Raw genomic sequence first — 17,839 nt, 5'->3', positions numbered from 1 at the left:
ATGGCAGTGGTCATTGCAGGGGCCATCTCAGAAAACGGAAAATAAAGCACGCTAGGTGCTAACCGGGCCATTTCGGGACCGGATTGGCACCGAATACCTCTCTTTGAGCAATTAGGCCGCATGATAGAAGCCTCTGAACGTCCGAAGCGCCCGCCTATCACTGCTGTTCTTCGAAGAAAGTTTGGCTTGTGAAGTTGTCCGCCATTTCGATTCGCAGACGAAAGTCAATGCTCTCCTTCTTTTTCTTTTTGCTCAGGATATGCAGTTTCACGGGCGAGTAATAGCTTGTGGTCGGAGGGACTTCGTATTGCTTCCCATAGATGGTGACCATGGATGCGGGTTCTTTCTGCTGCAGAACTGAAAACTCTCCGTTGCGCACTACCTCCATCAGTGACTTACCCCCGTCAGTACACGCGACCGTCATCGTCGGTGAACCGGTGATCTGAGAGCGCTGGTAGGAGAGCTTGCCCTCAACGATATCGCTGACTCGCGCCAGGGCCCGATGATCGTCAGTGGAAATGCTCTCGAAAATATCGATCGGCGCACTTTTCCTGAGGTATCTAAGCACATTTCTGGCTCGTCTGGCGTAGTGAGCAAATGCGAGGGTCTCGTTCATCGCCTCTATATGCTTTGGTATATGAAACTTCCCCGCTGCAGCTTGATTTCCATCGACTTCCAAGACGAACGAAACAGACGCGGATGGATCAAGAATTGCTTCAAGCAGGTTGATAAAGACGTCCAAGTAGGGAGGGTTGGCAGCCTCTTTTCCTTGCCACGCTTTTAAGTTGGTAGTCAGAGTCGATACCGAGTGAACATCATTGCGATTCGTTGGGGTGAAAGCTAATTCCACGTCCAGAAGACCGCCACATCCAGCGCCTGCAAATCGGATTTGCTTGCGCCCAGCTGTTAGTTGACCACCAATGGTTTCAAAAATTGCCGGTTCGATCTGGGGCGCAAGTATCTTCAACACGGCTGGACGTGCCATCGGCATGATCGTTATCGATGCCAGGTCGGCATCTTTGTGCAGCACATCGAAGAGTTTTGATCCTTCAAACACGACCCCATCGAGGGGCAGCGTCGCTTCACGGCCCTCGTCAATGGACGCCTGAAGGCCCTTGCGCCAGAGATCAGCCGATTCTTGTGCAATCTTGATGGAAAAAGACACGGTCTCTTTCGCGCCCACGGTAATCGTTGTGTTACCGCCCGAGTACGCTGTTGAAACAGTGAACCTCGGATCCACCGCTTCCAATTGATCGACCAAGGCTTTGTGCACATTGCCTATGGCTTCTGGATAGAAACCAGGCGTTCGGGTGCCCATGGCCATGGCCGCCATGCGATAGATATCCTTTTCATCGGGAAGCCGCTTGCCTTGCTCCATCAGAGCCCTTGCCTCAGCCGATGTTTTCCATGCTTTGAGCGTTTCTGCAGGGTACGAGTCCGGATCTCGGTCGATGATCGTCGAGCAGGTCTGGCATAGCCAGATGATGTTGCCAAAGCCGCGCCGGTCCTCTGCGGTCATTGCAGCGAGATAACGCGGCCCCCCGGGCGATGCCGCATGAATATGCGCGCCGACCCCCACATTGGAGAAGTCAACTTCGCCCACTGGCGCGGAGGTGGTGGCGCGGCAATCGGGATTGGAGCAACGACCTGCCGCCCGCTGGTAAGCCTGATTCTTGGTCGGTTTCGTGAAGTCGTCGCGTGCCATTGGATCGTCGCTAGTTTGTATGCAGATACTGTGTGGAGCTTTTTCGCCGACTGACGGCCGACGTGCAAGCAATCAATGGCCGTCCATCGGTTTTTTCTTGCGAGCGGGCCTGGGCGGTGGTTGAAACTGCGCCACCAATCCGCGCAGGGTGTCAGCCTCCGCTTTGTGCTGCGCCACTGCCTGCAGTGCCTGCTGTAGCTCAACGCCTTGCAGTTGGTTCACGCGGGCGCTCTCGGCCAGCGAAGCCCGTGCGCTCTCCAGGTCTGCGGCCAATCGTGTCTGGACTGCGTTGGCCTCCAGGACCTTGGCATGGTGATCACGCTCCACTTCTGCGAGCTTGCCCCGCAGCTGCTCCAGTTGCTTGTCTACCTGCGTTCGAGCAGTGCGCTCCCGATCAATTTCACGAAGCGCGCGACGCTCGGCCTCGGCCGCACGGGAGGCCGCCTCATCGATGGCCGCACGCCCCTTGTCAAGTTCAGCACTGAAATGCTGCCTGCTCTTCGATTGCTCCAGCTTCAGCTCATCCACCTGCCTGGACAGCGCCTCACCTCTCGCTGTACTCGCAGCATGCGCACGCCGTTCTTGCTCAAGCTCTGCAGCAAGGGCCTGAGCTCGGGTCTCCAGTTCGGTGACTTTGGTCTGTGCGGTCTGTATCTGGGTCTCCAGGACAGCGCTTCGCTGCAGAGCCTCCTGCAGGCCTGCCTGTGCACTCTGGGCCTCTGCGTGTGCCTCGACCCGCAGGACTGCTAGCTCCTCGCGCGCCAACTCCGTTGCCTGGGCCCACATCACGCTGACTGCCTGGCCTGCAGCTTGTTTCAACGCGTCCGGAAGGTCCGGGTGGTCAATTTCCACCCGAGCTTTGCCGCGTAGGTCCTCCCAAAATTTGGCCAATGCTTCGGCCGGCGCGCTCATGGAGCCTTTTCGCACGTGCTGATACAGCTTGCTCGCGGTGGGCGTGATGCCGTACCGGAAAAACAGCAACGCGCACACCTCGCGGTACAGCGCTTTCGTATCGCTGAAACGCTCCCGCAGGGCTTCAACTTCGGCTTGGATTTCGGATTCTTCGCTCATTGTTAAATAATATAACGTATAACGTATTAATCAATGATTTATTTTCCGATCTCTGGACATAATTACTCTAATGTCCATAGAATTCGGAGCATGAGCAGTTTGATCGTCGCACCGTCCGTTTTGGCGCATCTTGAGCCTCTAGAGGGCTTGGTGCTACCCCTTCACCTGTCCGGAGAGCGTGGCCGCAATCGGGCCCAGGGCCTGCCCCAGGTCGCGGCCAATGACGACCGCTCTGCAGTTTTGGCTTGGCTGGCGCGCTACAAGGATTCGCCGGCCACGCTGGCCAGCTATCGCAAGGAGGCGGAAAGACTGCTGCTTTGGTGCGTACACCAGTATGGAAAGGCCCTGTCCGATCTGACCCACGAGGATTTCCTGGTCTACGAGTCCTTTCTGGAAGATCCCCAACCGGTTGATCGATGGGTCATGCAGGTCGCGCAGAAGGCGCCGAGGTCTTCGCCCCACTGGCGTCCGTTCGCCAAGCCACTGGACCGGCAAAGCCAGCGCCAGGCACTCTCGATCCTCAACAGCCTCTTCAACTGGCTGGTTCAAGCCGGGTATCTGGCGGGCAACCCCTTAGCTCTGCGCCGCCGCAAATCTGTGGCGCGACCGGCCAAGACCAGCAGGTTCCTGCCACACGAGCACTGGGCGCAAGTACGCGCAACGATTGAGTCCCTTCCCACTGGCACGCCTCGCCTCGCTCTCCAAGCGGCCCGATATCGGTGGCTCTTCTCGCTCCTCTACATCGGTGGCCTGCGGATTTCTGAGGTCTGCAACAACTCGATGGGAGATTTTTACTGGCGTCGCGGAGCAGACGGGCATGAACGATGGTGGCTGGAGATACGAGGAAAAGGGGACAAAACGCGGGCGATTCCGGCAACCGATGAGTTAGTGTCAGAGTTGATGCGTTACAGGAATGCAAGCGACTTGGCCCTACTACCACGAGAGGGAGATACGCTCCCACTGCTGTTGCCCCTTATTGGTGGATGTCGCCCAATGGGACGCAGTGGCGTGCACGAATTGATTAAGGACATTTTCCGTAAAACCGCAGCGCGCCTGCGAAACCTAGGCACTGACCACGAGGCAGCAGCGGCCCATGTGGAACAGGCCTCCGCCCACTGGATGCGCCATACGGCAGGCACTCACCAAAGCGACAATATGGACCTCAAGGCCGTGCGCGACAACCTGGGGCACGCAAACATCGCCACCACCAGTATTTATGTGCACACGGAAGATGACACGCGCCATGATCAGACCAGCAACGCACACAAGCTGGGCTGGTCAGTTTGACGGACGAAACCTATGGTGCAGCGCCATCCGTAGTACGAGGCGCCTCAAAGAAGCACTTAGTCGAAAATTGGTGCAGGTGTGGAAAAACATGATGCGCAACTCTATCCACCAAGCGCTGGTGACGTTGGAATGCCAGGAATGGCTTAGGCGTATGACGATCAATTGAACAACCACGATACGCACTCTCTCACCTGAGATCGATATCGGCTACGCGATTGGCTCCGATGCCACACTGTCGGTTATTTACAGCCAGAGGCGCATGCAATCGAGTCGGTGGCTTGAAGCCATTTTTAGTGATGGGGGCTGGATCCGACTGCAGCTCATTCGTTCTATCCTCGATAGCGTGACACCGACTAAGAAATTCGCCGACCGGGGGTTTACTGATTGCGAGCTTTGGTTATCAACTCAGCCAACTCGGGGCGCACAGGCAAGGGCTCGAACGCGCTCACCGTAGCCCGCCCAGGGTTGCCTACTGGGAGGCGGCCGCTTAGGTGGCCCAGTGGCACCAACGCCAGCCTGAGCAACTGCCCTGCCACCTCTGGCCAATCTCCAGTTCGCACTGCTAAGTTACACATCTCTGCGTGGGTCTGCAGGTGAGATTTGAGGTGCAGTTGCCCCACGATGTGGGCTGCCTCCAGGTAAAGCCAGGCCTGCTCTGCCGAGGATGCGGCTTTCGCGCCCTGAACCAACTTGGCGTACGCGGCGCCGTCAAATTGGCTGTTGCCCGATGGCTCAATTGATGTGGACATGTCGATCTCCTTGCAATTTGCTTTGACCGAGCTCCACTCGAGCCTGTCGCATCACCGCCCAGCCGCCATGCAACGCCAGCGCCGCCATCAGGCTCGCCACCACCAGATCGGGCCAAGCCGATCCGGTGCCGAATACGCCCAGAGCCGCCATAAAGACCGCAACGTTGCCGATGGCATCGTTGCGCGAGCACAGCCACACGCTCCGCATGTTGGCGTCGCCCTCGCGAAAGGCGTAAAGCATCCACGCCACGACCACGTTGGCCAGCAGCGCCAGCAACGCCACCATGCCCATGGTCATGGACTGCGGCACTCCACCGTGCCATACAGACCACACCGCCGCGCCCAGCACGTAGAGGCCAAAACCCATCATGCTCACTGCCTTGGCCAAAGCGGCGCGAGCCCGCCAGGCCAGCGCCGATGCCAGCACGGCGAGCGAGACGGCATAGTTGAGCGCATCGCCAGCAAAGTCCACCGCGTCGGCTAACAACGATAGAGAGCCCGCGTGAACACCCGCGCCGATCTCAATGAGAAACATAGCAGTATTGACGAGTAGCGCAACCCATAGGATCTTGCGGTACCGGGGTAGATTGACGATGGTCTCTGGCTTGGGCGCATTGTGGTCGCAGCAATGAGCGGACATAGATTTTCCTTTGAATGCTTGTATTGAAAACCCTGGAGCCGCTACAGTGTCAAGCTCTACTTACCAGCGGGTGTTGTATGCAGATCAAAGAATTGGCGCTTGCAACGGGCGTGGATATCGAAACCATCCGCTACTACGAAAAGCAGGGGCTGCTGCCCGCCCCCCCGAGGCGTGACAACGGCTACCGAAGTTATGAAGCGGAGCACGTGCAGCGCCTGTCTTTCATCCGCCACTGCCGTGCCCTGGACATGCCGTTAGCAGATGTGAATCGACTGCTGGGTTTTTTGGACAAGCCCGACGCGCACTGCGGCGATGTGGACGTTCTTGTGGACGATCAACTGGCCCGCGTACGCGCCAGGCTCAAGAGCATGCGGGCGCTAGAGAAGCAGTTGCTACAGCTTCGCTCACGCTGCTCGGGCAGTGGCGAGGGCGAGCACTGCGGGATTCTTGACGAACTGGTGTCCGCTGCACACGAGGAGTCGTGCGTCTGCCACCCACGCTGACGGTAGTTTTTACGGGGCCGGAGCACATACGCAGCATCGGCTTGGGCAATAACAGCGCCAGAGCCGCGACTGCCAAGCTCTTAGGCTGAGCTGACGTCGGAGGATTCGGACCGCGGCTTGACACCAAGATCGCATCTTCACAATCTGGCGCTGATCCGCTCGCGTTCAACCAAGGTCATGATGCAGCCCTGAACAACTGCAATCACTCCAATCACGACGGCGCTTGGATGCGCTTCCATGTACAGGGCGTTGAGCGATGAGCCCGAAGTGGTACGGTGCATAGGGGCCTAAATACACTGGCCTTTATGCATCAAAACCCGCCTCTCTCAGCAAAGCAGCGCTCTGCTGCGGCCGAGGGCGAATCGCCAAAGGTGGTCCTCGCGGCGTTTCGATGTCACTGCGCCAATGAATCACCGAAAGTGCGCCGTGCTCGGCATGCTCACTGAGTTGCACCGCCACCTGGACTTCAACTTAACCTCTTTGGACGATTTCAATCAAGGTAACCTACTACCTGAACTATTCCAATTGGGCCGCGCATCGACAGATGGATCTCTGCCTGCTCATTTGGTCAATGCTCGTGTCGGTGATGCACATCGGGAACATGGGGGTGCAGGTGCTGATGGTTGTGTGTGCCGGCAGGCATTTGCGCGTGGGTGTGGTTGTGGTTGTGGTGCCCATCATCATGGCTGTGCGCGTGTTCGTGCGTCACGGCCTCGTGCTGGTGTTCGTGGCCGTGCGACTCGGCCAGGTGCAGCACCACGCCCAGCGCCATAAGCGCTCCGCCCGCCGCCATAGCCCTGCTGCCGCTGCGGTCGCCCAGTGCAATGGCCAGAGCCGCCCCAATAAAAGGCGCAAATGCAAACACTGATCCCGTGCGCGCTGCACCGAAGGCCCGCTGCGCGAGTAGGTAGAACCGCAGACTCAGCCCGTAGCCGGTGGCGCCGACGGCCAGCAAGGCCTGCGCAGCGCTAAGGGATGGCAGGGGATCACCGAAGGCCAGTGCCAAGATTGTGGTCGCACTCGCTCCGAGCAAGGCCTTGCCCAGAACCACCTGGCCGGGGTCTCGTTCGGCCAGCGAGCGGAAAAGCGTGTTGTCCGCGCCCCAAGCGACGGTGGCCAACAGCAGGGCCAACAAACCCCATAGCTGGTTGCCGCCGGCTTGGCCTTGGTCCACTACCAGCGCAACACCACCGGCCAGCAGCAAGAGCATTGCGCACCATACCCGGCGGCAGAAAGGTTTTGCCCAGCATTGCGATACTACGGCCGCTGTGCGAACGCCTGTCCTGCAGCTGTCACCTTTGCCAACCTTGACCCGATAACCATTGCGTATGCAGAACACCAGAGATGCCCTTGAGAGGCACCAGATTTCGATCTACTTGGTCGCAGTGGTCGTTGCCACGGTCGTCGCCTTGGTGATTCCCGGCACGGCAGTGCTCGAAGGTGCCATCAACCCGGCCCTGGCAATGATGCTGTACGTCACCTTCCTGCAGGTCCCGGTCGCAGAGCTGCGGCGCGCGTTTGGCCAGGTGCGGTTTCTTGGCGCACTGCTGGTCGCCAATTTCGTCGTCATCCCGATGCTGGTCGCAGGGCTGGTCCAGTTCCTGCCGGCCGATCCTATGCTTCGGCTGGGCGTGCTGCTGGTGCTGCTCACGCCGTGCATCGACTACGTGGTGACGTTTGCCCATCTGGGCCGAGCCGATTCACGCCTGCTGCTGGCTGCGACACCCACCTTGCTCATCGCGCAGATGATTCTGCTGCCCGGGTACTTGGGCTTGTTCCTGGGTGAAGACGCTGCGCGCCTCGTCAAGGCGGGTCCTTTCATCCACGCGTTCCTGTGGCTGATTGCTGTTCCGCTGGTGCTGGCTGGTGTGACCCAGATGTGGGCAGTCAAAAGCGAACGCGGGGCGCGCGCCTCTGCGCTTCTTGGTCTGCTGCCCGTCCCATCGACCGCGCTTGTGTTGTTCATCGTGATCACGGCTGTCGTTCCGCAACTGGGACCAGCGACCGCGTCTGCGCTTGCCGTTGTGCCTGTCTACATCGCGTTTGCGATCCTTGCGCCGGTGATTAGCTGGTTGGTAGCGCGGGCCTTCAAACTGTCCCCTGAAGCCGGTCGCGCGGTAGCCTTCAGCGCCAGCACCCGCAACTCCCTGGTGGTGCTTCCGCTCGCATTGGCGGTGCCTGGTGCAATACCGATCCTGCCGGCGGTCATCGTCACGCAGACACTGGTGGAGTTGTTGGGCGAACTTGTCTACGTACGGCTGATACCGGCCTGGGGGCACAAGACTGCAGCCATCGAAACGACTGCCGCATCGCCAGCGCCACCAGAGCGCCGATCAAAGCCAGCACCGTGATGGCGGCCCCCAACCGGAAGTAGGCCCATGCGGATGCGGATGCCTTTGCCCTACAACCTGGGCTGGCAGCAGCCTGTCCGTCCAAAGCCGAACTGAGGCTCGTCAGCGCATGGCCTCTGCTTTTGACTGCACTGCACTTAGACACAGTGCTGTCAAAACTGTAATGCAGCGGTCACCGGCACGTGGGGGCCGGATTTTTAGACTTGTCTCCGAGGTGCAAGAAGGTTGTGCCTCCTGAATCCCCTCCTGGGAGTTCAGTGCTCAAGGAGATCCCATGAAAGCTCGTTTCGCCCTTGTCGCATGCAGCTTAGCCTCTGCTACGGCGTCTTTCGCTTCGACTGCGTTTCACACCAGCCCTATCCATGAAGAAAGTGTCGCTTTCGTGCCATCTCACGTGGGCGGCACCGTCAGCCGGGAAGACGTCCAACAAACCGTGCTCGTTGCGCAGCCAGTTGTGCAAAATATTCTAAAAGGCACTGCGTTGGGAAATATCTTCCTGTAGTGCAATTTTTTGTCTGCACCCCCGATGTCACCTAACCGTCAGGTCGGAGACCAGGCGAGCCTTGTAAGCCCGATCCCGAATAGCGTCTTCGCCGTCAGTCGCCCATACAAACGTGCTCTTCCACGCCCAAACTGTTCCATCGATACGCAGAAATCGTAGGTCGCCAGCCTTGCCGTCGACGGTTGCGACTTGACGCTCTCCTTCGAAATCCAAAGTGAACGTATGCGTTCCCGGCTTCAACTTGAAGCGCACCATCGTGTTGGGGAGGGTCTCGGCGGCCATTGCGTTATCCGCGCTGATTTTCACAAAGTGCCCGCCATCTCCCCAGTTGCGCCGTACGACGTAGACGGTGAACGCATTCGGATCAGGAGTAAAGCGCTTCGCCTGCGCGTCGGCATTCAGGCTGGGGGCGGGTACCCGAGTGCACGCGATTGCTCGACCCTTACTGGTTTTGTAGCAGTATGGCGCTTCGACGGAGGAATCCGCCCCAGTACGGGTAGCACAACCCGCCAGCAGGCCAGTGGCCAGCACAGAGTGTTGATTTCCACGCAGAAGTGACCCACTAACCCCCGGGAGGGGGTGCGGATAAAAACTTGGACTGGTTTTATGCCGCAAGTCCAAGGCTCACCCGGTATTCGATCGGGCTGAGGGCCCCCAAGGAGATCTTGATCCGCTTCTCGTTGTACCAGCGGATGTAGTCATCGACCACCTCAATGAACTGCTCAATGGTGATGCTCTTCCAGTCGCGAGGATAGAACAGTTCGTTCTTGAGGCGACCGAAGAACCCCTCGCAAGCCGCGTTGTCAGGCGAGCAGGCCTTGCGGGACATCGAACGGGTAAGGTTCGCTTCACTCATTCTCGATAGCCAGCCTGGCCATCGGTAGTGGCCACCGCGATCGGAGTGAACTATCGGCCTATCGGTGGTCTCCGCCACTGTCTCAATAGCCGCATCCAGCATGGTGTTGACCAATTCAGCGTCCGGACTTGTGCCAATGGTCCAACTAACCACCATGCCGTCGAAGCAGTCGATGATCGGCGACAGGTAGACCTTGCCTGCTGGGATCTGGAACTCCGTGATGTCCGTCAGCCATTTCTCGTTGGGCGCTGCAGCCTGGAAGTCACGGTTGATGATGTTCTCTGGTGCCGGGCTGATCTCGCCGAGGTACGACGCATATCGCCGCCTCTTGGGCTTTGCAACGACCAAGCTCTCTTGCTTCATCAGCCGCTGCACCACCTTCTCGGAGATTGGGCCTTGCTCTCTTGCTAGAGAGGCTTGCAGCCTGCGGTATCCGTAGCAGCGGTGGTTCGACTCAAAGATCTCAATGATGGACTGGCGCACCCCCAGGTACTTGTCGCCGACCGCTGTGCGGGCCCGATGGTAGAAGTACGAGCTGCGCGCAAGACCCAACTGTTCAAGGAGTTCTGGTAAGCCATAGTGCTCCTTGAGGGCGTCAATCAGCAGTGTCTTCTCCCGGTTGGACAGGAGCTGCAGATCGACGCCCAGGCCTTTTTTTAGCAGTTCATTGGCCTTGTTCAAGAGGTCCTGCTCAAGGCGCAGTTGCCTGACTTCACGGCGAAGTATCTCAACCTGGCGTTCAAGCTCTTCACGCTCTCGCGCCTGCGGGGATTGGTGGGTGTGTTTCATGGATGCGGGTGCCTCACGTCCCAGAAGCTGGTTCTTCCAGTTGTACAACGTTGGCCGGCACACGCCGAGCTTGTCGGCAACAGCCTGTGCACTTTCCTGCCGAGTGCAAAGCTCCATCACTCCCGCTTGCTTCAAGGACTCGGGATACCTTCGTTGGCCCACACTGCCAACGACAGCCCTCCTGGCCTCCGGGAATGCTTCACGCACCCACTTGGTAAGCGTCCCACGACCGGGGTAGCCCAGCGCCCTCATGGTTGCCGCGATGCATCGATCATGGGTGATGTAGTGCTCGATGGCTGCAGCCTTCTGGACCTGCGAGAACTTCTGTTCACGGCGCGTGTAGCCGACCGGAAGGTCATGGCGCTGCTGATACTCAAGGTACCAGCCCTTCAATGCATTCTTGGTGGGGTAGCCCAGCTGCCTGATGGTAGGCCTGACGCGTTTGCCCAGCTTGATATAGAGCTCAACTGCTCGAATTCGATCTTCGTAGGAATACATGAACTACCTCCTGGTAGTCCAAGTTTTCGTCCGCACCCCCGGTGGGTCAGCTTTGCGTGGAAATCAACACATACAGCAGACCAAGTTTGGCAAGTCCCGCATGGTGCCGCTGCACCCCAGCGTGATCGGCCCGCTGGCCGCCTACCGAGCCCTGCGCCGCCAGTACGTGCCTGCGAAGCCGCAGATGACATTCTTCGTGGGCTCGCGTGGCGTGCACCGGGGTGAACCGCTGGGAGATCGGCAGGTGCATCGAGTGTTCTGTCAGCTGCGCGAGCAATTGGGTTGGATCGATCGCGGCGGCCATGGCCGACCGCGGGTGCATGACCTGCGCCATAGCTTCGCCGTGAGACGGATGATCCTGTGGCACCAGCAGGGAGCGAACCTTGACCAACGAATGCTGGCCCTGTCCACGTACATGGGCCACATCAATATCTCCAGCACGTACTGGTACCTGAGCGGCGTGCCGGAGTTGATGGCGTTGGCCGGCGCTCGATTCGAACACTTCGCCGACATCGCGGAGAACGACGATGAGTAGCGCTGAACACCGCAAGCCAGCTGCGCCAAGCTTCGCGGCGCTGGTCCAGTTCTTCTTCGCCGAGCACCTGACGCAGCAGCGCGCGTTGAGCCCGCAGACCGTTGCGGCCTATCGGGACGCGTTCGTGCTGTTCCTGGACTTCGCCCAGGCGCAACTGCACAAGACGCCCACGACGCTGTCGCTCGCCGACCTGACGCCCGCGCTGATCCTGGACTTCCTCGATCATCTCGAACGCGATCGGCACAACACCGTTCGCAGCCGCAATGCGCGACTGGCCGCGCTGCGCTCGTTCCTGAAGTTCGCGGCCCGGCGAGACGTGACGGCACTTCACGTCGTCGAGCATGCGCTCGGCGTGCCGATGAAGCGCTTCGAGCGGCCGATGTTCGAGTTCCTGACACGCGAGGAGATGCTGGCCGTGATCGGCGCGCCAGGAGCGGATTGGGTGGGCCAGCGAGACAAGCTGCTGCTGGCCCTGCTGTACAACACCGGTGCCCGCGTGTCGGAGGCAATCGGCGTAAAAGTGGGCGACGTCGTGCTGGCACCCGCCGCCTGTGTGCATCTGCATGGCAAGGGACGCAAGCAGCGGTCGGTGCCGCTCTGGCGATCGACGGTCAAGGTGATCCGCGCCTGGCTGAAGTTCAACCCGGACCTGACTTCCACGTCGGCGCTGCTGCCAAACCGTGGCGGACAGGCGATGACGCGGTCCAACGTGACGCAGCGCCTGGCATTGGCCGTCAAGACCGCGGCGCTCACGACGCCGAGCCTGGACGGGAGAACGATCTCTCCGCACTGCCTGAGGCATTCGACGGCCATGCACCTTCTGCAGTCGGGCGTGGACGTCACCGTGATCGCACTGTGGCTTGGACACGAGAGTCCGGCGACGACACACCAGTATGTAGAGGCCGATCTCGCCATGAAGGAAAAGGCACTGGCCAGGCTTCAGGATCCCAATGTGGTCCCACAGCGGTTCCGGGCAGACGACGATCTGTTGAAGTTCCTCAAGACCTTGTGATTACGTGCAGTTCAAAGACGCGACCGCAGCCCTCTTGCGAGGGCAGCGACGCCGCGCTGCCGGACTAACTGTGCATAACTGCGTGCTGTGCATAACGCTGCTTATGGAGAACTCTCCATAAGCAGCGGTTGCTGCCGTTCGAGTTTTCAACGTGAATGCCCTTGGCGTGCCGGATTGCGATCACTCCTATTCATGCATCGTGGTAATGCGCAGAGACAGGTTTCAGGCGCGCAGTTGACATTGCTAGAGAGTTGACAACAGCGTGCAGAGATCTGCAAGCTCGACGAGCAAGACTGCAGCAGCATCAAGCATGGTGCGATCAATCACCTGGGCGTGTCGCCAGCGTTGATGGCTTACCGCGAGCACAAGGCCATGCTGGGCAAGACTTAGGCCGGCGAGAAGTTCCCGGCGGTTGTGATGATGGGGGCTGGCTGGATGGTGGTCCCCGACATCAAACCAGGCAAGTGATGGTGAGTGGCTGACCCGCCCTGGGTCAGCCACTCAGTCGGGATCGCTGTTTGCAGGTGATCCCGTCCTTTTTGTCAGTTGGCGCAACAGCGCTGTGGCCAACCAGCCATCACTTTGATCCACCCGAAGCCTTGGCCACGTAGGCCGCCAGGGCGGCAATTTGCGCATCACTGAGTTTGCCGTTGTAGGACGGCATCTGCCCAATGCCGTTGCGCAGCGCGGTGGCCACGCGCTTGGCATCGGGCTTGAGCTCGTCCAGGCTGGGGCCCACGGCGCCTTCGGCTCCCGCGTCCTTGAGCGCATGGCACAGGGCGCAGGCAGGCACCGCGCCTTGGCCGAACAACACCTTGCCTTGTTGAAGTTGCGCGGCATCGTCGGCGGCGTGCACGGGCAGCACTGTGAATGCCAACGACCACAGGGCAGCGACCAACGCGTGTTTTTGGATTGTGCGCTTCATGCCACGCTCACTTTCACGGCGTGGTCGGCCCAGCTGGTGTTGTTGTAGCCGCCCGCGTTTTCCATGCGTTGTTCGGGCTGCACGTTGCCTGCGGTGTCGGTGGCTCGGCTCGCCAGGGTGAACTGGCCCGCCGGCAGGCGCGCCGCAAAAACAAACTGCCGCCACGCAAAGCGGCCGAGGTCGGGCCCCACCATGCGCGCGAGCTGCCAGGTTTTTCCGCCGTCCAGAGAAACCTCGACCTTGGCCACCGCGTTCATGCCGCCAAACGCCACGCCATGGATCTGTGTGTCACCCGCTTTAAGCGGGGCGCCGTCCGTGCCGGGACCGTTGATCCACGACTTCACCGTCATTTCCTGCACCGATGGCTGCGACGGGTCGCCCTTCGCGCCGGGCGGTGAAATGCGGTAGCCGTGCGACATGATGCGTGCGCCGGTCTCCTGAGCGGTGAAGGCCAGGCGTTTGACGTACTTGATGTTGTTCACGCCCGTGTAACCCGGCACGATCAAGCGCAGTGGGCCGCCGTGGGCCAGCGAAATCGGCACACCGTTCATTTCCCAGGCCAGCAGGGCATCGGCGAGTGCGGCAGCAGGCACCGAGCGTTCCACGATCACGCTCTTGGGGTCCAGTCCATCGGGGAGTTTTTCGCCGCCTGTGCCGGTGAGGTAGGCCATGCCGGCCTCCACGCCGCCCAGGGCATCCACCACCCAGCGCACCGGCACACCGCTCCACACCACACAGCCTGCTGCGCCCACTTGCCAAGGCGTTCCACTGGGCTTGTTGGGGAAGTAGCCGCGTCCGTTGCCAGAGCATTGCAACACCATCGCCGTGGTCTCGATGCCTATGCGCTTGAGGTCGCCCAGCGTGAGTTTGCGCGGGTTCTTCACCCCCTCGATGTTGATCTCCCAGGCATCGCGGTTGCCCAGGATCGAGGCGTCGGGCGCGGGCAGGTTGTTGCGGATGTAGAGCTGCTCGGACGGCGTGATTACGCTGGTGCCGAACACACTGCGCTTGGTCTCAATGGTGGTGCTGCTGTGCACGATCAGGCTGGCCGGGTCCTTCCAGCCCACGTACGCTGGCAGAGGCTTGGCAGCACCGGCCAAGGCGACGGGCGCGGTCTCACCAGCAGCGGCTGCGGTGCGGCCAAAGCTGGCCAGACCAACGGCAGCCAAAGCAGCGCCGCTGCCGGCCAGCAGGTGGCGCCGGGGGAGCGAGGTGGGTTGTTGGTTCATTTCTGGGGTCTCCGGTGGTTGGGCGTCGTGCGCCGGTTGGGGTGAAAGGGGTGAGCGGTTGATTCGTTGACAGGGACGCGGTGCCTCAGCCTGGCCCGGACACGGGAGGTGCCTGCAGTGCCGTCTGCGCGACCGCCAGTGCCTTCTTTTTCTGGGCCACCAGCAACAAGGGCTTGCCCTCGCGCGAGCGGATCACCTTCCAGTGCACGTTGCTCCACCAGCCGCTGGCCTCGCGCAGGTCCACAGACTGGTCAAAGGCATACACCGTCACCATGCCGCCCTTCTCGAAGAACGTGGTGAGGTGGTAAGCGAGGTGACCTTCGATATCGCATGGCCGCATGAGTTGGGGAAACCCGGGCACCACGTTGGCGTCCCGCATGCCCAGGTGCATGAGCAACTGGCGCTGCTCCATGAAACTGCCCCGCAAGCTGCGCTCGTGGTATTCGTGGTCGATCGCGTCGCGCACCATCGCTGGCGGTCGCACGGCGAGCACCCCGCCGCTGGTGCCACCGGCCAGCAAAAGCGCAGCCAGAAAACGCTGCAAGCCGCGTCGCGCCAGCAGCGGCTGCGGCTTTCGGTACAGGTGTGCCGGTGCGTCGCTGGCCTCGAAGGCGATCGCCAACTCGGCGCGCGCGCGCAAATCGAATTCGCTGTCGGGCAGGAAAGGCGCGTCGGTATCGGGGCTCATGTCTTGGTCCTGCGAAACGGGGTAACGTTGACATCGGCCTTGGGTGTCGCAGGTACCCCCATGGCCAGCTTCAAAGCGTCGCGCGCACGGGCTAGGCGCGACAACACCGTGCCGGGCGCGATCTCCAGCGCCTCGGCCATCTGGGCGGTGGGCATGTCGTCGAAATAAAACAGCACCAGCACCTCGCGGTGGATGGGCGCCAGGCGCGCGAGCGCCTTGACGACATCGAGTTTGTCGTCCAGCCCCGCGTCGGGCGCCGCTTGCTCGGGCTGCTCTTCATCGTCCAGCGACTGCATGCTGGGTGCGGCCTGGCGAAAGGCGGCGCGGCGCATGATCTGAAAGAGCCAAGCCCGTGCCAGCGCAGCGTCGCGCAGTTGCTCCCGGTGCTTCCAGGCGTTGGCAAAACAGTCTTGCACCACGTCTTCGGCAATGGCGCGCGAACCAGTGAGCGCCCACGCACTGCGCAGCAAAAAACGGTAGTGCTCACGCACCCATTGGTTATAGCGGGACTCGGCAGACTGGAACAGCATGGTGATCAAGAGCGCTGCATGGCTTGGTTCATTCCGTGGCGCTCATTGGTACTTTCCCTAGGGCTGTCGATCAAGGCCCCCGCGTCCCACCCAGCGACGGAAATTCCGCTTCCGCACCTTTGGCTGTGCGCTGCTGCAGGGTGTGCAGTCGGCGTTGCATGCTCTGGATCTCCACCGTCTGCCCGGCAATGATTTCCTCGGCCAACTGCCGGGTGACAGGATCGCGCCCATGCTGCAACACCAGCCGCGCCATGTCCACAGCGCCGGCGTGGTGCGGAATCATCATCGCCAGAAAGTCCTGGTCGGCCTGGCCTGCGTAGCCCGGGCTGTGCATGGCCTGCATCATGCGGGCCATCGATTCGTCCATATCCCGCTGGAATGCGCTGGTGTGCGCGGCGCTGGCGCCGTGGCTGGTGTGCGCGCCGCTCATGCCGTCTGGCCCTTCTCGCCCACACGCACGTAGACGAGGTTGATGCTCTTTTTGTTGCGCAGCGCGCCAGAGGGCAGCGTCAGATTGCCCAGGGGGATCTGCGCAATGAAGGTCGGGCGCAGCGGGTCGCTCACATCAAATGCACTGCACACGGTCTGGCCCGCGTTGGGCGTGCCGGGCAGCTCGTCCTGTTCGTGGGCCACATACAGCAGCGTGTTCTCGGGGTTGGTCCACAACCCGTGCGACTCGCGGCCACGGCTGGAGAAGGTGCCCACCACCTTGCGCTGTCCGCCCGGAGCGCTGCGGTCGATGATGGCGATCGGGCTCGACGCCACGCCGCCGGGGCCACCATCGTCGATGCGCGCCAGGCTGGCATAGACCACGCTGCCGCGCGCATTGCGCACGAACTCAACGTGGTTGGGCCGAGCGCCCATGCCGAGTGGCACGGTGTCGATCAGGTCGAAGCCACCCTGCGTCGAGCGGCAAGACACCGCATCAGCCAGCTTGTGCGAGAACCACACCTCGGCACCGTCGGGTGTGGTCTTCATGAAGGGCGTGAAGCCGGGTTTGTCCTGTGCGCTGATGTCCAGCGTGGTCAGCCGCTGCGGTTGGCTGTGGCCATCCGCGCCGGGGTTGACGCGGAACACGTCGATCTTCGACACCTTCTGGCTGGCCACAAAGGCCAACGTACCCTCACGGTTGAACCACACCTGCGCCGGGCCGCTCAGTGTGGGCAGGTATTGGCGAACCGCGCTGGAGCCCGGGCTGTCGGCCCCCTTGAGCTGGCGAACGGCACGATCGACGCCGACGATGGCAATACGGTCTTCACCGCGCAGCGTGACCCACAGCTCGCGGCCGTTGCGCGTGAAAGTGGGCTCGTGCGGTTCGCGGCCCAGCAGCAGGCCACTACTCAGGCGCTCGGGGTTGGTGGTGGGCCCAGACGCAGGGTTGGGTGTGTTGCCGATCACGCGGCGCTGCTCGGCGTCGATCAGATAAATGTTGCTGGAGCCGCGCCCGCTGGTGGCCAGCAGCCGGCCGTCGGGCGACGGCACCGCGCCGTGGGCGTCGATGCAGCCGTGGTACAGCGGCTTGTGGATCATCGCCGCGTGTGTCGGCGCCACGCCGGCGGTGACGTAGCGAAATGGAGGCCGCGGGTCTTCGTCGAAGCTGGTCAGGTTGATCGTGCTCTCGACGGTGTTCGTCTTCGGATCGATGACGACCAGCGTGTTGGAGTCTTCATTGGTGATGAAGACGCGGTCGCGCGGGTCGATGCCGGTGGCTGCGGCTCCCGCTGAAGCGCCGGACGGGGCCTGGGCATGTGCTGCGGGCAGCGCGCTGGCTGCCGCGGCGGCCAGGGTGTACTTGAGAATGTCGCGGCGTTGGGTGGTCATGTGTGCTTTCTGAGTTGGTGTGGAGAGTGATCGCTTGGGTCGTGGGCCGGGAGCCGCCGATGAACCACTGCCCAGCGCTTGCTTCAGGTCAAGAGCGCGGCTCGGGCCGTTTCATTCCCTGGGCATGCCGACAGCGCGTCGCGCCGAC

Annotated in this window: 19 protein-coding genes and 1 pseudogene; 6 read left to right on the top strand and 14 right to left on the bottom strand. The window is 61.1% G+C overall.

What is annotated here, in order from left to right; all coding sequences use genetic code 11:
* Positions 1-157 precede the first annotated feature (157 nt).
* Positions 158-1,705 (bottom strand): hypothetical protein, encoded by a 1,548-nt coding sequence (locus C8C94_RS06110; RefSeq protein WP_147433239.1) that lies wholly within the window; start codon positions 1,703-1,705, stop codon positions 158-160.
* A gap of 72 nt (positions 1,706-1,777) precedes the next feature.
* Positions 1,778-2,776: a DNA-binding protein gene (locus tag C8C94_RS06105; protein ID WP_121420086.1), complete on the bottom strand. Its 999-nt coding sequence runs from the start codon at positions 2,774-2,776 to the stop codon at positions 1,778-1,780.
* Between the two features lie 90 nt (positions 2,777-2,866).
* Between C8C94_RS06105 and C8C94_RS06100 the strand changes: the two genes are divergently transcribed.
* The gene (locus C8C94_RS06100; RefSeq protein WP_121420085.1) at positions 2,867-4,063 is read left to right on the top strand and encodes a site-specific integrase; all 1,197 of its coding nucleotides are present in this window, start codon (positions 2,867-2,869) and stop codon (positions 4,061-4,063) included.
* Between the two features lie 377 nt (positions 4,064-4,440).
* Here the strand turns inward: C8C94_RS06100 and C8C94_RS06095 are convergent, their stop codons facing one another.
* Together C8C94_RS06095 and C8C94_RS06090 are read right to left on the bottom strand one after the other, a co-directional pair.
* Positions 4,441-4,812 carry a DUF3703 domain-containing protein gene (locus tag C8C94_RS06095; protein WP_121420084.1) on the bottom strand — a complete coding sequence of 124 codons (372 nt, stop codon included), beginning with the start codon at positions 4,810-4,812 and terminating at the stop codon, positions 4,441-4,443.
* Complete coding sequence (locus tag C8C94_RS06090; RefSeq protein ID WP_121420083.1) at positions 4,796-5,452, bottom strand: cation transporter; 657 nt, start codon at positions 5,450-5,452, stop codon at positions 4,796-4,798. Before C8C94_RS06090 ends, C8C94_RS06095 begins: the two co-directional genes overlap by 17 nt.
* Before the next feature lie 77 nt (positions 5,453-5,529).
* Here C8C94_RS06090 and cadR point away from each other — a divergent pair, with 77 nt between their 5' ends.
* Entirely contained in the window at positions 5,530-5,955 is a 426-nt protein-coding gene (gene cadR / locus C8C94_RS06085) for a Cd(II)/Pb(II)-responsive transcriptional regulator (RefSeq protein WP_121422727.1), read from the top strand.
* 137 nt (positions 5,956-6,092) lie between these two features.
* Here cadR and C8C94_RS25605 read toward each other — a convergent pair whose 3' ends face one another.
* The gene (locus C8C94_RS25605; RefSeq protein ID WP_158603806.1) at positions 6,093-6,236 is read right to left on the bottom strand and encodes a hypothetical protein; all 144 of its coding nucleotides are present in this window, start codon (positions 6,234-6,236) and stop codon (positions 6,093-6,095) included.
* A 287-nt stretch (positions 6,237-6,523) separates the two neighbouring features.
* A pseudogene (locus tag C8C94_RS06075) lies at positions 6,524-7,225 on the bottom strand (EamA family transporter); the annotation flags it as partial.
* 58 nt (positions 7,226-7,283) lie between these two features.
* On the opposite strand from C8C94_RS06075, the gene C8C94_RS06070 reads away from it, so the two are divergent.
* Both C8C94_RS06070 and C8C94_RS25430 read left to right on the top strand, forming a co-directional pair.
* Complete coding sequence (locus C8C94_RS06070) at positions 7,284-8,306, top strand: arsenic resistance protein (protein WP_121420081.1); 1,023 nt, start codon at positions 7,284-7,286, stop codon at positions 8,304-8,306.
* Positions 8,307-8,580: 274 nt separating this feature from the next.
* The gene (locus C8C94_RS25430) at positions 8,581-8,808 is read left to right on the top strand and encodes a hypothetical protein (RefSeq protein WP_147433238.1); all 228 of its coding nucleotides are present in this window, start codon (positions 8,581-8,583) and stop codon (positions 8,806-8,808) included.
* A gap of 27 nt (positions 8,809-8,835) precedes the next feature.
* Here C8C94_RS25430 and C8C94_RS25835 read toward each other — a convergent pair whose 3' ends face one another.
* Both C8C94_RS25835 and C8C94_RS06060 read right to left on the bottom strand, forming a co-directional pair.
* Positions 8,836-9,090, bottom strand: a complete 255-nt coding sequence (locus C8C94_RS25835) for a hypothetical protein (RefSeq protein ID WP_233573411.1) — start codon at positions 9,088-9,090, stop codon at positions 8,836-8,838.
* A 322-nt stretch (positions 9,091-9,412) separates the two neighbouring features.
* Complete coding sequence (locus C8C94_RS06060; RefSeq protein ID WP_121420080.1) at positions 9,413-10,951, bottom strand: IS3 family transposase; 1,539 nt, start codon at positions 10,949-10,951, stop codon at positions 9,413-9,415.
* Here C8C94_RS06060 and C8C94_RS06055 point away from each other — a divergent pair.
* Together C8C94_RS06055 and C8C94_RS06050 are read left to right on the top strand one after the other, a co-directional pair.
* Complete coding sequence (locus C8C94_RS06055; protein ID WP_233573410.1) at positions 10,950-11,486, top strand: tyrosine-type recombinase/integrase; 537 nt, start codon at positions 10,950-10,952, stop codon at positions 11,484-11,486. The two genes, C8C94_RS06060 and C8C94_RS06055, sit on opposite strands and share 2 nt — an antisense overlap.
* Positions 11,479-12,498 carry a tyrosine-type recombinase/integrase gene (locus tag C8C94_RS06050; protein WP_121420079.1) on the top strand — a complete coding sequence of 340 codons (1,020 nt, stop codon included), beginning with the start codon at positions 11,479-11,481 and terminating at the stop codon, positions 12,496-12,498. The genes C8C94_RS06055 and C8C94_RS06050 overlap by 8 nt, the downstream gene beginning before the upstream one ends.
* A 577-nt stretch (positions 12,499-13,075) precedes the next feature.
* On the opposite strand, the gene C8C94_RS06045 is transcribed toward C8C94_RS06050, so the two are convergent.
* The 6 genes from C8C94_RS06045 to C8C94_RS06020 form a co-directional block, all read right to left on the bottom strand.
* A complete protein-coding gene (locus tag C8C94_RS06045) occupies positions 13,076-13,423 on the bottom strand; it encodes a cytochrome c (protein WP_008904214.1) in 348 nt (115 codons plus the stop codon).
* Positions 13,420-14,652, bottom strand: coding sequence for a sulfite oxidase (locus C8C94_RS06040; RefSeq protein WP_121420078.1), 1,233 nt, complete (start codon positions 14,650-14,652; stop codon positions 13,420-13,422). Before C8C94_RS06040 ends, C8C94_RS06045 begins: the two co-directional genes overlap by 4 nt.
* 85 nt (positions 14,653-14,737) lie before the next feature.
* Positions 14,738-15,340 (bottom strand): hypothetical protein, encoded by a 603-nt coding sequence (locus C8C94_RS06035; RefSeq protein WP_066787015.1) that lies wholly within the window; start codon positions 15,338-15,340, stop codon positions 14,738-14,740.
* Positions 15,337-15,870 (bottom strand): RNA polymerase sigma factor, encoded by a 534-nt coding sequence (locus tag C8C94_RS06030; protein WP_050813810.1) that lies wholly within the window; start codon positions 15,868-15,870, stop codon positions 15,337-15,339. The genes C8C94_RS06035 and C8C94_RS06030 overlap by 4 nt, the downstream gene beginning before the upstream one ends.
* A 70-nt stretch (positions 15,871-15,940) precedes the next feature.
* On the bottom strand, positions 15,941-16,300 hold the full coding sequence (locus tag C8C94_RS06025; RefSeq protein ID WP_008904210.1) for a DUF305 domain-containing protein: 360 nt from the start codon (positions 16,298-16,300) through the stop codon (positions 15,941-15,943).
* Positions 16,297-17,691 (bottom strand): YncE family protein, encoded by a 1,395-nt coding sequence (locus C8C94_RS06020; RefSeq protein WP_062405660.1) that lies wholly within the window; start codon positions 17,689-17,691, stop codon positions 16,297-16,299. Before C8C94_RS06020 ends, C8C94_RS06025 begins: the two co-directional genes overlap by 4 nt.
* Positions 17,692-17,839: the final 148 nt, after the last annotated feature.

Origin of the sequence: Acidovorax sp. 94 (assembly GCF_003634645.1) — a bacterium.
In the GTDB taxonomy this organism is placed as follows: domain Bacteria; phylum Pseudomonadota; class Gammaproteobacteria; order Burkholderiales; family Burkholderiaceae_C; genus Acidovorax; species Acidovorax facilis.
The sequence above is the reverse complement of the archived record's forward strand: the minus strand, read 5'-3'. Positions and strand labels throughout refer to the sequence as shown.

Bases quoted from the DNA above. Each gene is read 5' to 3' on its own strand.
- C8C94_RS06110 (WP_147433239.1), bottom strand. From the start codon at position 1,705: ATGGCACGCGACGACTTCACGAAACCGACCAAGAATCAGGCTTACCAG.
- C8C94_RS06105 (WP_121420086.1), bottom strand. From the start codon at position 2,776: ATGAGCGAAGAATCCGAAATCCAAGCCGAAGTTGAAGCCCTGCGGGAG.
- C8C94_RS06100 (WP_121420085.1), top strand. From the start codon at position 2,867: ATGAGCAGTTTGATCGTCGCACCGTCCGTTTTGGCGCATCTTGAGCCT.
- C8C94_RS06095 (WP_121420084.1), bottom strand. From the start codon at position 4,812: ATGTCCACATCAATTGAGCCATCGGGCAACAGCCAATTTGACGGCGCC.
- C8C94_RS06090 (WP_121420083.1), bottom strand. From the start codon at position 5,452: ATGTCCGCTCATTGCTGCGACCACAATGCGCCCAAGCCAGAGACCATC.
- cadR (WP_121422727.1), top strand. From the start codon at position 5,530: ATGCAGATCAAAGAATTGGCGCTTGCAACGGGCGTGGATATCGAAACC.
- C8C94_RS25605 (WP_158603806.1), bottom strand. From the start codon at position 6,236: ATGCACCGTACCACTTCGGGCTCATCGCTCAACGCCCTGTACATGGAA.
- C8C94_RS06070 (WP_121420081.1), top strand. From the start codon at position 7,284: ATGCAGAACACCAGAGATGCCCTTGAGAGGCACCAGATTTCGATCTAC.
- C8C94_RS25430 (WP_147433238.1), top strand. From the start codon at position 8,581: ATGAAAGCTCGTTTCGCCCTTGTCGCATGCAGCTTAGCCTCTGCTACG.
- C8C94_RS25835 (WP_233573411.1), bottom strand. From the start codon at position 9,090: ATGGCCGCCGAGACCCTCCCCAACACGATGGTGCGCTTCAAGTTGAAG.
- C8C94_RS06055 (WP_233573410.1), top strand. From the start codon at position 10,950: ATGAACTACCTCCTGGTAGTCCAAGTTTTCGTCCGCACCCCCGGTGGG.
- C8C94_RS06060 (WP_121420080.1), bottom strand. From the start codon at position 10,951: ATGTATTCCTACGAAGATCGAATTCGAGCAGTTGAGCTCTATATCAAG.
- C8C94_RS06050 (WP_121420079.1), top strand. From the start codon at position 11,479: ATGAGTAGCGCTGAACACCGCAAGCCAGCTGCGCCAAGCTTCGCGGCG.
- C8C94_RS06045 (WP_008904214.1), bottom strand. From the start codon at position 13,423: ATGAAGCGCACAATCCAAAAACACGCGTTGGTCGCTGCCCTGTGGTCG.
- C8C94_RS06040 (WP_121420078.1), bottom strand. From the start codon at position 14,652: ATGAACCAACAACCCACCTCGCTCCCCCGGCGCCACCTGCTGGCCGGC.
- C8C94_RS06035 (WP_066787015.1), bottom strand. From the start codon at position 15,340: ATGAGCCCCGATACCGACGCGCCTTTCCTGCCCGACAGCGAATTCGAT.
- C8C94_RS06030 (WP_050813810.1), bottom strand. From the start codon at position 15,870: ATGCTGTTCCAGTCTGCCGAGTCCCGCTATAACCAATGGGTGCGTGAG.
- C8C94_RS06025 (WP_008904210.1), bottom strand. From the start codon at position 16,300: ATGAGCGGCGCGCACACCAGCCACGGCGCCAGCGCCGCGCACACCAGC.
- C8C94_RS06020 (WP_062405660.1), bottom strand. From the start codon at position 17,691: ATGACCACCCAACGCCGCGACATTCTCAAGTACACCCTGGCCGCCGCG.